The organism is Sporomusa sp. KB1 (assembly GCF_007830295.1).
Classification (GTDB): Bacteria; Bacillota; Negativicutes; order Sporomusales; family Sporomusaceae; genus Sporomusa.
On the sequence record NZ_VLKC01000001.1, the window covers coordinates 701,565 to 715,601 of the forward strand.

A 14,037-nucleotide genomic window follows, 5' to 3' on the forward strand; every position below is an offset into this window, starting at 1 on the left:
TAACTCCCCGTTCGACTTGCATGTGTTAGGCACGCCGCCAGCGTTCGTCCTGAGCCAGGATCAAACTCTCCAATAAAGTTTGCCGTCTATGAGCTTACAAACTTAAATACCATTGATTGTCTTAATTAAAGTAGACAAACTACATTAATAGACGCACCAGGCACAAGTTCAAAGTCACAGAGTGACTACATTATATGAAGCCATTTGTTGGCTCTATAAATCTAATTAAGAAATTGTTTTTGGTTTAGTATGTCGCAATCGACATACAACCGCACATCTGGCTTTTTTGATGCATTACTTACATTGTTCAGTTTTCAGGGAACGACGCATATGGATGTGCTAGTGTCACGGACGTACCATGGACGGTACGCTTTGTCCGGGACCGTACTGTAGCATCCCCATGTGTGGCAACAGCTTTTATATATTATCACATCATATTTGACATGTCAATATACATTTTTTGTAGTTTTTGTCGTTGCTTGGCGCAATCGACTTTTTATATATTAACACGCACATTACTGAGTGTCAATATTCCATTTTGTCTTTTTGTTGCCCCATTACCTATAAAAAAAAATGACTCACTTATAGTATCATGATGAGTATATTTCTCATAAGATAACGCCGACAGAAGCCTTAGTCGTTCTATCCCGGGAAAAGTTAACCTTTCCCACTGAAAAAGAAAAACATCGTATAAACGATGTTTAGCAATAGCATTCTATATATTCTTCTGACAACATATCCAGTTTCATGCGCATTTCACTGATTGTCCCTGCGGTGAAATTAAATTCCTGCAAGTCGTCACTATGAAGCAAAGATGAAAGTTTATCGATCTGCTCTAATAATTGAAGCTTTTTCATTTATAATACTACACTCTCCCTTAATTTTTAAACTGCAATACCTATACTACCAACTCTAGCTATATTTGTAAATAGTTTTAACTAATCACAGAAGAGTAAGTTTATTTTTCCTACTTTCCATCCTACCCTTCACTACTCATTATTACTGGACTCGCCTTTTGGCATTCTTCTTAAAACTACCCATGTATTACAAAACCATTATAACAGCTACCGCAAATAAGCCATTCCTGCTGGGATAGTATAATGCCCCCAGCACACGCCAGGGGCTAAATTATACATATACGGCGATCTTTGCACAAAAATAACGCTGCATAAACCGTATAAATCCCGCCGTTCCAGTTTTTTTATCTTATTTCGTGAGTCAAGACTCCCGCCTCTACAGGCGACGTTAATTCAGGTGGAATAAACTCTCCACCTGAATCCCCAATGTTTCAGCTTTGCTAAAACGAGTTCACTAACGCAATGAATCTTTATCGTGCTTTACACATCACACAACTTTTACTGGAAGAATCAGGATAATGGATTCTAACCTAATTGCTACATCTCCCGCTGTAAGTTGTGCAATAGTTAATGGGAAATCCTCTGGAAGTATAGCGTTCGAAACATCCATAATAAGAAATTGTTCTCTTTCGCGGACATTAGCATCTACATGAACCTTTCCTGGAATAATTACTGTGTTTGTATCATCTTTTCTTTCTAAATGTTCAAGCGCTATAATTCTTTCTATTGTTCCAATTAAAGCTAATGGTGTTTCGCCAACATTTACTAAAACAGTGGCAGCTCCTAAAATAATATCACCGTTATCGGTTTTGTTGCTCAAGATTTTCACTCCTTTTCAAAATTTTGGTTTTACATTATATATTATTCAGATGTTATTGCAAAGGTGATATGTAAATAAAAGCCCACCCTCAACATGTGAGAGTGGGCTCCGCATATTTACTACCTGTAACATCGTTTATCTTATCCGCGAGTCAAGACTCCCGCCTCTACAGGCGGCGTTAATTCAGGTGGAGTAGACTCTCCACCTGAATCCCCAATGTTTCAGCTATGCTGAAACGAGTTCACTCTCTTGTTGCTGGATTATTAAACTTCACAAAAAAGGTTGTTCCATTTACACCTGTTTTTACTTTTATTTTAGCTTTGTGCCGTTCTGCAATTCTATAGCAGACTGGTAAGCCGAGGCCGGTCCCATTATCCTTAGTTGTTAAAAAGGGAGTTCCTAACTTATCTAAAATATCTTTTGAAATTCCGTGCCCCGAATCTTGAACTGACAAAAATACGTTTCCTTCATCTAACCCTGTTTTGATAACTATTGTACCATTAGATAACAGTGCTTCTTCTGCATTTCGCACCAAATTCATTAAAAGCTGTCGCATTTCCTTCTTGTCCAACTCTAACTCAGGAATATCACCTAGTTCGATTCTAAGTTCATTTCCCCGGTGAAGTGCTTCAGCTTGTAATAGCGGTAATAATGTGTTTATGATTTCGTTCAGATTAGCGCGTTGAAAATCAACAACCTTGTTTTTGGCAAGCGATAAAAACTCGGTGATAATTAAATTGGCTCTGTCTAGTTCCTCAATCATTGTATTAAACTGTTCCTTGTGTTCAGCGTATTTTTCCTTCATTCCAAACATTTGCAAATAACCGCGTACTGTTGTAAGCGGGTTGCGAATTTCATGTCCAATACTGGCAGCCATCTCGCCAACAATGTTAAGTCTATCAAGACGCCCAATTTCATTTTCCAGTATCTTTTTTTCTGTAATGTTACGCCCAGAAAGGGTAATTCTTTCATTATCCAGCTTGATTATCCTGCCTTCATATACTTCGATAGTATTCGGTTCTTTTACATTAGAAATATAAAATGAGTCTAATTCTATAGGCTCTCCTGTTTCGACTACACAACAACACATCTTAAACAAGCCGGATTCTACAGAATTCGGATACAGTTCGTGCATGCTCCTTCCAATATGCTCTTCCTTAGTAATATTACGATCCCGGCAGCCTGATTCATTAATATACTCAGAGCGAAATTCAACGATCTGGCCTTTTTCATCACACTCGACCAGAAAAACTGCAAAACATTCTAGCATATTTTCAAGGTATTTTAGGTAACGATTTTGGGTCGCTTTTAGTTTTTCTTCTTCCAATAATCTACGCGCGGTAATATCTTCGCATACAGCTAAAGCACCAACAATAACTCCATTTTCGTCGCGTATGGGACGGGCACTCCATAAGCCAAATTTGCGAACTCCATCATTCCATACAAATTCCAGCTCTTCGCTCTTAATCTCTTCTCCAAGCCATGTTGCGCGTTGAATAGGCATTTCTTCCGGCAATAGTTCCCGCCCATCACGCAATAATTTTAAATATGTGACATTTAATGCCGAATGCGAAAGAATACTCCAATTATCAATTCGCAGAAAACTGGCTGCCTTGGGATTATGCCTAATCTCTTTGCAGGAGATATCTGTAGTAATTGAAAGTCCAATAGGCATCATATCAAAGAAGCGATAACTAGATTCGTCTCCCGCGAAAGTCTTATTGACGAATATTTTAAATTCTGGAGAATTCAGGATTTCAAAATTTGACATTATTTACCTCTTTAATGAGAAATTTATTATTTATTCGACCTCCTTTATGGAAATCCCTTCAAAAACTACCATCTATTATAAAATTGCATTATACGAACTTTCTTACTGCTGAACCATTTAGATAGTTGCAGTACTTGCCCTGCCAAGTGTCCTGTAACCGTAATTGTTCTTCAATTGCCTCCCGGATCTTCCACCAGCCAGTCTGCCAATTTGTAAACAGCGTATTTGTCTCCGGTGCACGGCCAATAAGACGTTGAATAACAATATTTGGATGAAGATATTCCAGGAACGAAACCACTCTTTCAACATATTCTTCTTTACTAATCAGAGTAATTTCACCCTGCTGATACCATTTTGCCATCACCGTATTTTTTACAATATACAAAGCATGCAGCTTGACCTGTTCAACACCTAATGCCGAAACAATTTTTGCACTTTCTATTGTATCTGTCATGTTGTCCCAGGGGAGATTGAGGATAAGATGTGCGCAAACATCCATCGACCAACGTTTAATGCGCAGTGCAGCATCAATAAACTCAGCAAGGGTATGACCACGGTTTATCTTAATCAAGCTGTGATAGTTAACAGTCTGTAACCCCAGTTCAATACTAATATCAACGCCGCGTTCTTCCCTGATAGTTGCCAGCATCTCCAAATAACTGTCATTAATACAATCAGGCCTTGTTGCTATTGCAATAGCAACAATGTCTTCCTGACAAGCTTCCAGAACATGCCGTTTTAGCTCTTCTACCGGTAAATAAGTATTGCTAAAGTTTTGAAAATAAGGTATGAATTTTTTTGCTTTATACTTAGGAGCAATATGAGCTTTGTTGGCGATCAATTGATCACTGACAGTTAGTGATGCCGGCAGATTTTCGTAACCGGCGCCAATTTCGCCGCAAAACACACACCCCTGCTGTCCGCATTGCCCATCGCGATTGGGACAGGTCACTGGTAGACTCACAGGAAGTTTGTACACTTTTTCGCCATACCTTTGGTGCAGGTAGGCAGAATATGTATTATATCTAGTTCCAGAAATCATCATAATTAATCACCTGATAAGACGGTTTTGTATTCTGATACGAGAAAAGTACGGCCACCTCGCGTTTTTCCAAACCTGCAGCCCCTTGCAAATACGCCGGAATATCCGCATTAAACACTTCTATATGATAAGTCTTCTTAATCTCGCGCCAGGTAGTAAATGTAAAGTTAGGCAAATACCTGCGAACACGGTCACAATCCCGCCAAAAGGCCGTCTTATTCTCGGCCCATTTGTCATTGGCGGCTTGATTAACTTGGTTCCAAGGTAAAAATTCAGGACGTACGGCTCCATGTTCGCTCATAAGGGCGTCAAACTTCAGAAGTTCCTGATGTTCATGCATAACCTGCGGATAAAAGGCAGTGCCAAATTCAGCCATATAGTTATACAAGTTCTTGGTGCTGTGGGCAACAAGCTGATAACCACGCTGCTCCCAATAATCGGCCAATTTGCTATAGAAAGCAAATGCACCACCACCAGCAAGTGCAATAAGCCAGGGCACGCTATATGGAAAGCGTCCGCTATTATACACCTGCTCAAACACCTCTTCCAAAATCTTGAGGTGCCTGATTGTAGCATAGTCCATATAGTTGTTTGCCAATACTTCATAAGGCGCAGTCTCCATGAATACATAACCATGGCTGGCAGCACTCATCCTTATGCCTGAACCTTTAAGCAGTTTGAGGAAGCCGATCTGCAGCATATCAGGCTGGAGGCGATAAACATCATCAAATGACTTGGCAAATAGCGTACCATTTTCATAAGGCAAGCCAACAATTAAATCCAGATGCAAATGAATATTGCCGTAATCCCTGACTTGACTGACATAGTTCACGATTTGTGGCCAATTGTTGTGCCGTTTGCTGGCAGTTAATGTTTGCTCATTGGTGGATTGAATACCTATCTCAAACTGAAACCGCCCTGGTGGTACCTGCCGCAAAAAGTCTACTACTTCCTGATCCCAAATATCAGCGGCAATTTCAAAATGAAAATTGGTCCGGCAAGTTTGCTCCGCTAAAAACTTTAATATAGGAAAGTAATGTTCTTTGCGGGCATTGAAAGTACGATCGACAAATTTAACCTGCTTTACATCATGCTCAATGAAAAATTGCAGATCGTGCATTACTCTCTCCAGACTTAGAAACCGCACACCGGCAGTAGCACTTGACAGGCAGTACTGGCAAGCAAAGGGACAGCCTCGCGAGCTTTCATAATACAATATTTTATCTTTAAGGGCTCCCATATCCTCATGGGTATAAGGAAAAGGAATGTCATCAAGCCGGGCTACCTGCTGGGGCTGACTCATAACTAGTTCTCCCTGGTTCCGATATGCCACCCCCGGAATATTCGTCATAGTCTGCCCGGCAGCCAGCATTGTCAGCAAGACCGCCAAACTTTGCTCGCCTTCCCCTAACACAATATAGTCAACTGCCGCATGCTCTTTCAATATGTCTTCAGGCTGATACGATACCTCCGGACCGCCCAGGACAACGATTGCCTTAGGCTGCACTTTTTTTATAAGTGCAGCAAGCTGCAGAGTTGCTTCTATATTCCAAATATAACAGGCTAGACCAATCACAGTAGCCTGACAGTTATACAGGTCACTCAATATCTCAAGCAAACCATTGTTCACTGTATATTCACGAATAGCTACAGTACGTCCCTGGGCTTTACAAAAAGACGCTAAATAGCGTAGCGCCAGGGATGAATGAATATATTTAGCATTTAATGTTGACAGTACAACTTTCACAAGCATTCTCCCCATCCATAATCTCCCTGCAAGTATAGTAGTTTCGGACTAGCTTGTCAAATACCCTTAGCGTGTCCAGACAGCGATTCACCATTAAAACCTGCTCTGCATAAACTAAAATAAGATAAACAGCTAACCATTACCTTAAAGCCCACCTATACTAGTGTGAGGATGGTGAAAACAATGCGGATTATGATTGATGGGCGTTATCTGCCTGGCAGCGCCCGCGTCAACCGTGATTTATTAATAACGCTCCGCAATATAGCAAAAGCTTTACAATTCGGAATCCGCTATGATGCGCAACGGGAATTAGTTATGATAAACTCTAAAGATCCCTCGATACCGCCGCTGCCATGTGACAATGATACAGATGAACGGACTGAGGATGAAAATGCCCGCCTTGCCGGTAAAGTTATTTGCCTGGACCCCGGTCATGGCGGCAGTGATACAGGGGCGCTTGGTCCAACTGGCACTATGGAAAAAGATAATACCTTAGCTATTGCCTTGCTGCTTAAGGAAAAGCTTGAAAAAAGCGGGGCTACTGTTGTCATGACCAGAGACTCTGATACCGAGGTTGCTTCTGCAGAGGCAACCGACCAAGAAGAACTTAGCGCCCGCGTTGAGGTCGCCAACCAAGCAGAGGCAGATTTATTTATTAGTATCCATAACGATGCCTTTACCAGTAATACGGCAGCAGGCACTACAACCTTCCACTATGGCAACAAAGACTCCTCAAGACTTGCTAGTCTCATACAACAAAGCCTGGTAGAACGTTTAGCTACTAAAAACAGGGGCGCCCGCTTTGCGAGTTTTTATGTGTTACGTTACACCGATATGCCATCAATACTAATCGAAGTCGCCTTCATTTCCAATATAGTAGAAGAAATGCTATTATCCAGCGTAGATGGCCGGGATAATGCGGCCGAAAGCATTTGTACCGGTATATTAAAATACTTCAAAGTATAACACCACGCTTAGAAAAAAACTTTATTGGATTTCATATATACCAGAAAATATCACCATACTATGCTAATATATACTATATATTCTCACAAAAGGAAGTGGTTTTATGTCAGAAGCATCTACAGCTTTACCCACCCGTGATCAAATACAGGCTGAGTATAAATGGCAAGTAGAAGATATTTATGCCAGCGAAGAGTTGTGGCAAACTGATTTCACCAAAATCAAAAAAGATCTACCTAAAATAGTTGAATACAAAGAAACGTTATCCCAGTCAGCCTCCCGCCTTGCAGCCTGTCTAACGCTGCGAGACGAGCTTAGCATTGTGGCTGACAAATTATTCGCCTATGCCCGCCTTCACCGGGATGAAAATACCGCCAATGCAAAATACCAGGCTCTTGTCGGTAAAATCGAAGGACTGCTTGCCGAATTAGGCACAGCCCTCTCTTTTATTGAACCAGAAATCCTTGCTATGCCTGATACTGTGTTAGCCGCTTTCCGCCTGGAACAGGCACTGGCCGACTACAGCTTTTACTTTGACAACCTCACTCGTCAAAAACAACATGTTTTATCACCAAATGAAGAAGAGATCTTATCCCGGTCAACCGAAGCTACTCAGGCAGCAGAAAACATCTTTAACATGTTGGCCCATGCTGATATGACCTTTCCTGACATCACTGACGAAGATGGTAACGTCATCACGTTGAGTGAAGGGCGTTACCGATCCTTAATTATGTCAGCTGATCGCCAGGTTCGTAAAAATGCTTTCACAGGCTTATTTGCCTCTTACAATACTTTACGTAACAGCTTTGCTGCCACCTTAACAGGCAATGTAAAGAAAAATATATTTTATGCCCGCACCCGCAAATATGCTTCAACCATCGAATCCGCTTTATCTGACGGCAACATCCCGCTAAGCGTCTATACCAATCTGCTTACTACTGTCAATAATAATTTAGCGCCGCTACACCGCTATATTGCCCTTAAGAAAAAGGTACTAAAGCTGGATACTATCCATATGTATGACCTATATACCCCGTTAGCACAAGAAGTAAAATTCAACATAACCTACCCCGAAAGCCTGCAATTAGTCCGGGACGGTTTGGCACCACTTGGCCCTGAATATACAACACTCTTGAATAAAGGTCTGACCTCCGGCTGGATTGATGTCTACGAAAACAAAGGCAAGCAAACAGGTGCCTATAGCTGGGGCGTGTATGGTGTTCATCCATTCGTACTTTTAAACTATAATGATCGCCTGGAAGATGTCAGCACCCTGGCGCATGAGATGGGTCACGCCATCCATAGTTATTACAGTCAGGCCACTCAACCATATGCCACCTCCCAATATACCATCTTTACCGCCGAAGTAGCTTCCACTACCAATGAAATCCTACTGAACGACTTTCTTTTAAAAACAACAACCGACAGGCAGAAGAAACTATACTTAATTAACCAATACCTCGAAATGGTGCGAGCCACAGTCTAACCGCAAACCATGTTTGCCGAGTTTGAAAAAGATATCTATGACAAGTCCGAGGAAGGGGAAACTCTCACCGCTGACTTACTTGATGAAATTTGGCATACACTTAATGCCAAATACTATGGCCCCGAAATGGTGGTTGACGCTGAAATCGATGTTGAATGGGCCAGAATCCCTCATTTCTACATGGACTTTTACGTGTACCAATATGTTACCGGTTATGCAGCAGCCACTACCTTGGCCGAAAAAATGTTACAGGAGGGCGCCAGTGCCCAGCAACGCTATATCGGGTTTTTGAAAAGCGGCGGCGCCGATTATCCCCTTACAATACTCAAAAATGCAGGTGTCGATATGTCCACATCACAACCTGTTGAGCTCACCCTTGCTAAGTTTTCAACCATGCTTGACGAGTTGGAATTATTATTATCCAAGTCTTGACAATTGCATATAGGCGGGTTATATTGAATATGACATATAATTGCTCTCGATGGCTAGCAGCTTCGTGTCTTGACCAACCGACTAGCAATTGTTTGTGTCAAACACATATTACGGAGGTTGGTTAAAACATGGAATTTCAAGACAAAGAGCTTTCCTGCAAAGAATGCGGCGCAACTTTTACTTTCACTGCATCTGAACAAGCTTTTTATGCAGAGAAAGGCTTCCAAAATGATCCTTCCCGTTGCCCGGATTGCCGTGCAGCCAGAAAACGTCAAAATGGTGGCCGCATAGGTGCCAATGCTCGTCCCCAACGCGAAATGTTTGATGCTACTTGCAGTGCTTGTGGCGTTTCAACCCAGGTTCCTTTCCGTCCAACTGCCGGAAAACCTGTGTATTGCCGCGATTGCTTCCAAGCCAATAGATAATTTAGTACTGCTTACAAAACAGGCCAGATTAATTCTGGCCTGTTTTTTGTTGTAATATATTTGCCTGCTCTGCAAAAACTACTACTAATAAACTATTTGTTCAACGAGGCAACTATACTATGGCAATCATCAAACCAATGCTAGCCAAAGCTGGTCCGCTGCCTGCCACCCAAACTGAATATAGCTTTGAAATTAAATGGGATGGTATCAGAGTTCTCTTTTACCTGGAAAAAAACAGTTTTACGCTTATGAGCCGCAACCTTAAGGATATTACCCCTCAATACCCGGAACTTGCAGCATTGGCGACGGTAGTAGCCAATGCTCATACTGAATTAATTCTTGATGGAGAAATTGTGGCCTTTGATACTGACGGACGCCCCTCTTTTTCACTGTTACAACACCGGCTGGGGTTAAAAAAGGCGATGGTTATTGCGGAAATGCTAAAAACGATTCCGGTAAACTATATAATCTTTGACATCTTGTCTCTCGATCATGCCCCACTGTTGGAAAAATCGTATACTCAGCGGCGAGCTATATTAGAAAACCTAACTCTGAGCGGCCCTTACTGGCAAACCCCAGCTTACAAAACAGGCGATGGAGAAGCTATTCTGGCAGCCAGCCGTAAGCTAGGCTTAGAAGGCATTATTGCCAAACGCTTAGACAGCCCTTACCAAGCGGGTAAACGTACCGGAGCCTGGATCAAAATCAAAAATCAACGCCGCCAAGAATTGGTCATTGGCGGCTGGATACCCGGTCAGGGTGCACGCCAAGGACAAATCGGCGCACTCCTGCTCGGCTATTATGATCGTACACCTCAGTCAGCTAAAGCCTGCGGCATACCGCAGCACTTGTTATATGCAGGTAAAGTTGGTACCGGTTTTACCAAGGCCACACTTACAGTACTCACCAAATTGCTGGCACCGCTACATAGAGAAACTAATCCCTTTTTTCACCAACCAACCACTAAAGATGCACGATTTGTCGAGCCACTGTTGGTTGGTGAATTCGAATTTACTGAATGGACCCCTAATCATACCCTTCGGCATCCATCCTTTAAAGGATTAAGAGATGACAAAGATCCACGACAAGTTATCCGTGAAGACTAAGCATTAGGAGGTAATGCCTATGCCCCGCCCGATGTGGAGCGGCTCAATCAGTTTTGGTCTTGTCAACATTCCGGTCAAACTATACAACGCTGTCAAGAAGAAATCCATCCACTTTAATCAACTGCGCAAATCAGATGGCTGCCGCATTCGCCTAAAAAAAGTCTGCCCGTCTGACGGCGCAGAAGTACCTGCTGGCAACATTGTTAAAGGCTATGAAATCTCGCCTGAGCAGTATGTAATTGTCACCAGCGAAGAACTTGAGGCCATTCAACCCCAAAATGCCCGCACAATTGCTATTGAAGATTTTGTTAAACTGGAGCAGATTGACCCGCTATACTACAACAGCTGCTATTATCTCACTCCGGACAAAGGAGCAGGTAAAGCCTATTTCTTATTGCTGGCGGCTATGCAAAATACCGGGAAAATCGCTATCGCCAGGGTAGTTATGCGCAATAAAGAATATCTTACCGCCATTCGTCCTACGGGAAAAGCGCTGGCGCTTTCAACTATGCACTTTGCTGACGAAGTTATTGCCGCAGCGGAATTAGAAGAACTGCCAGCAGAAGTGGCAGAACCTAACAAGAAAGAACTGGCCATGGCCGAACAGTTGATCGAATCCCTCGCTACTGGCTTTGAACCCGGCAAATACCATGACCAGTATTATCAGCAGGTTATGGATATGCTCGAGAAAAAGGCGGAAGGGCAAACCGTCATTAGCCAGCCAGAAGTCAAGGAAGGCGGCAAAGTCATTGACTTGATGGCAGCTCTTGAAGCCAGCATCTCGGCCATAAACGGCAAAAACGACAGCAGCAAAGCTAAAAAGCAAGGTATCGCTGAAAAAGTCCCGGTAACCGCAAAGAGGAAAAAAGCCAGTGCCCAGTGACAGCAAGCTCAAAACAACCCTTGAAGTAGCGGGACGTAAACTGAAAGTCAGCAACCTTGCTAAAGTATTTTATTCTGCTACAGGCTTTACTAAAGGAGAAATGCTCGACTACTATATCCGTATTGCGCCGCTCATCCTTCCCCACCTTGCCAACAGGCCACTGACTATGAAACGTTACCCCAACGGTGCACAAGGCAAGTTCTTCTACCAAAAAGAATGTCCAGCCCCGCGACCTGATTGGATCAAGACCATTCCCATCTGGAGCAGAAGTAATAATCGCACGATCAACTTTTGTAACGCCACTGATTTACCAACCTTAGTATGGGCGGCCAACCTGGCAGCACTTGAACTGCATACCGCCCTGTCAGTAGCCCCCAAAGTAAACCAACCTTCCTTATTAGTCTTTGATCTCGACCCAGGTCTGCCGGCTACTATTGTGGACTGCGCCCAAGTTGGCCTGCTGTTAAAAGATTATTTTGATAAACATGGGCTGCAGAGTTTCCCCAAAACCTCAGGCTCCAAAGGTCTACAAATATATATACCTCTCAATACACCAGCAAGCTATGACCTGACCAAAAACTTTGCCCGCATACTTGCCACCCGTTTTCAGGAAAGATACCCTAACCTGATTGTTGCCAATATGAAGAAAGTACTGCGTACAGGCAAAGTCTTTATTGATTGGAGCCAAAATGACGAACACAAAACAACTGTTTGTGTCTATTCACTCCGTGCCAAACAGCGCCCCACTATTTCTACCCCCGTAACCTGGGAAGAAGTCCTCGACGCCCACAAACAAAAAAATCCTAATTTGCTAAGCTTTGAAGCCTCCCAGGTATTAGATCGAACTGACAAACTAGGTGATTTATTTGCCCCAGTGCTTACTCTCAAACAAAAGCTGCCAGTTATCCGGTGAACCATTAGAGAAAAAGGCCGCCGTCCCTGTGTGGTAAACGGCGGTCTTTTAATTAACCTTTAGGCCCGGCAGTAATAATTTTTTCGGAAACGTTTGGGGCAAAGCTGCTGAAGTTTTTAATAAACAACCGGGCAAGTTCCTGAGCTTTTCGTTCGTAGGCGGCTTTATCATTCCAAGTATTATGCGGCATGAGTATTTCAGCCGGTACACCTGGGCAGCTTTCTGGAACATAAACATTGAAAATCGGATCCAGTTGGTAAGATACCTCTGCCAACTGCCCTTCAATGGCCGCTGTCACCATAGCTCTGGTATAGGATAGCTTCATACGGCTGCCAACACCATAAGGACCACCTGACCAACCTGTATTAATTAAGAATACATTGGTTTGATGATGCTTAAGTTTTTCTCCCAAAAGCTCCGCATATTTGTGGGCTGACAACGGCAAAAAAGGTGCGCCAAAACAAGTAGAAAAAGTAGCCTGGGGTTCGGTAATACCGCGTTCGGTACCAGCAAGCTTACTGGTGTAACCTGATAAGAAATGATACATGGCCTGTTCAGTATTGAGTTTTGCAATAGGCGGCAACACCCCAAAGGCATCGGCCGTCAAAAATACAATGGTTTGCGGATGCCCCGCCATACCGGGAATCAAGGCATTCGGGATATAATCCACAGGATAGGCAACTCTAGTGTTTTCCGTGATTGAGCCGTCAGCGAAATCAGGTAGACGGGTTGCCGAATCAATAACCACATTTTCTAATACAGCACCAAACCGGATGGCTTCCCAAATCTGCGGTTCAGTCTCATAGGTAAGACCAATACACTTGGCATAACAGCCACCCTCAATATTGAAAATACCCTTATCATTCCAGCCATGCTCATCATCGCCAATCAATTGACGGGCCGGATCAGCCGATAAGGTGGTTTTTCCTGTGCCGCTTAGTCCGAAGAATAAAGCTGTATCCCCGCTAGCGCCAACATTGGCTGAGCAGTGCATTGATAAAATATTTTGTTCCGGCAAAATATAGTTCATAACGGTAAAGATTGATTTTTTCATTTCACCGGCATAATGAGTACCGCCAATAAGTACCAATCGCTTGGCAAAATTGAGAACGATAAAGGCTTCAGAGGCAGTACCATCAACAGCAGGATCAGCCTTGAAACCTGGAAGACAAATCACTTTATAATCGAAGTCCGCTTCTGATTGTATTATTTCCGGGCAAATAAACAATTGATGCACAAATAGATTCTGCCATGCAAATTCATTGATAAATTGAACACGAATACGATTTTCAGGATCAGCGCCCGCAAAACCGTTAAAAATAAAAATATCATGGTTTTGAATATATGCCTGCATCTTGCTATACAGCTGAGTAAAATTATCCATTGCAAGTGGCTTAGTTTCACCCCACGCAATCTTGTCATGCACGTCTGGCGAGTTAACAATAAACTTGTCATTAGGTGAGCGGCCTGTGTATTTACCAGTAGTAACCTGCAACGCTCCACTAGTGGTCAGTTGCCCCTCGTTCCTCCGAATGGCGGCTTCTACCAACTGCGCGGGACTTAAATCACAATATACATTCCCACTCATGACC

11 protein-coding genes and 1 pseudogene are annotated in these 14,037 nt (G+C 42.9%); 6 read left to right on the plus strand and 6 right to left on the minus strand.

Features of this window, described 5'->3' with window-relative positions; all coding sequences use genetic code 11:
- Positions 1 to 701 precede the first annotated feature (701 nt).
- The 5 genes from SALPA_RS32510 to SALPA_RS32530 form a co-directional block, all read right to left on the minus strand.
- Positions 702 to 857 (minus strand): hypothetical protein, encoded by a 156-nt coding sequence (locus tag SALPA_RS32510; protein ID WP_169535135.1) that lies wholly within the window; start codon positions 855 to 857, stop codon positions 702 to 704.
- 487 nt (positions 858 to 1,344) lie between these two features.
- Positions 1,345 to 1,677 (minus strand): hypothetical protein, encoded by a 333-nt coding sequence (locus SALPA_RS32515; protein WP_145088280.1) that lies wholly within the window; start codon positions 1,675 to 1,677, stop codon positions 1,345 to 1,347.
- 241 nt (positions 1,678 to 1,918) lie between these two features.
- Positions 1,919 to 3,448 (minus strand): ATP-binding protein, encoded by a 1,530-nt coding sequence (locus tag SALPA_RS32520; RefSeq protein WP_145088282.1) that lies wholly within the window; start codon positions 3,446 to 3,448, stop codon positions 1,919 to 1,921.
- 88 nt (positions 3,449 to 3,536) lie between these two features.
- Positions 3,537 to 4,490, minus strand: coding sequence for a TIGR01212 family radical SAM protein (locus SALPA_RS32525; RefSeq protein ID WP_145089722.1), 954 nt, complete (start codon positions 4,488 to 4,490; stop codon positions 3,537 to 3,539).
- Positions 4,474 to 6,237 (minus strand): B12-binding domain-containing radical SAM protein, encoded by a 1,764-nt coding sequence (locus SALPA_RS32530; RefSeq protein ID WP_186450826.1) that lies wholly within the window; start codon positions 6,235 to 6,237, stop codon positions 4,474 to 4,476. The genes SALPA_RS32525 and SALPA_RS32530 overlap by 17 nt, the downstream gene beginning before the upstream one ends.
- Positions 6,238 to 6,420: 183 nt before the next feature.
- Between SALPA_RS32530 and SALPA_RS32535 the strand changes: the two genes are divergently transcribed.
- The 6 genes and pseudogenes from SALPA_RS32535 to ligD (SALPA_RS32560) all read left to right on the plus strand — a co-directional run bounded on the left by SALPA_RS32535 (position 6,421) and on the right by ligD (SALPA_RS32560) (position 12,445).
- Positions 6,421 to 7,203 carry an N-acetylmuramoyl-L-alanine amidase gene (locus SALPA_RS32535; protein WP_145088286.1) on the plus strand — a complete coding sequence of 261 codons (783 nt, stop codon included), beginning with the start codon at positions 6,421 to 6,423 and terminating at the stop codon, positions 7,201 to 7,203.
- 466 nt (positions 7,204 to 7,669) lie between these two features.
- Positions 7,670 to 9,118: pseudogene (pepF, locus tag SALPA_RS32540) on the plus strand (oligoendopeptidase F).
- A gap of 128 nt (positions 9,119 to 9,246) precedes the next feature.
- Positions 9,247 to 9,543, plus strand: a complete 297-nt coding sequence (locus SALPA_RS32545) for a zinc-ribbon domain containing protein (RefSeq protein WP_145088288.1) — start codon at positions 9,247 to 9,249, stop codon at positions 9,541 to 9,543.
- A 119-nt stretch (positions 9,544 to 9,662) separates the two neighbouring features.
- Positions 9,663 to 10,649 (plus strand): non-homologous end-joining DNA ligase, encoded by a 987-nt coding sequence (gene ligD / locus SALPA_RS32550; RefSeq protein WP_145088290.1) that lies wholly within the window; start codon positions 9,663 to 9,665, stop codon positions 10,647 to 10,649.
- 19 nt (positions 10,650 to 10,668) lie between these two features.
- Positions 10,669 to 11,532, plus strand: a complete 864-nt coding sequence (locus tag SALPA_RS32555; RefSeq protein ID WP_145088292.1) for a Ku protein — start codon at positions 10,669 to 10,671, stop codon at positions 11,530 to 11,532.
- A complete protein-coding gene (ligD, locus tag SALPA_RS32560) occupies positions 11,522 to 12,445 on the plus strand; it encodes a non-homologous end-joining DNA ligase (protein WP_145088294.1) in 924 nt (307 codons plus the stop codon). Before SALPA_RS32555 ends, ligD (SALPA_RS32560) begins: the two co-directional genes overlap by 11 nt.
- A gap of 52 nt (positions 12,446 to 12,497) precedes the next feature.
- Here ligD (SALPA_RS32560) and pckA read toward each other — a convergent pair whose 3' ends face one another.
- Complete coding sequence (pckA, locus tag SALPA_RS32565; protein WP_145088296.1) at positions 12,498 to 14,033, minus strand: phosphoenolpyruvate carboxykinase (ATP); 1,536 nt, start codon at positions 14,031 to 14,033, stop codon at positions 12,498 to 12,500.
- Positions 14,034 to 14,037: the final 4 nt, after the last annotated feature.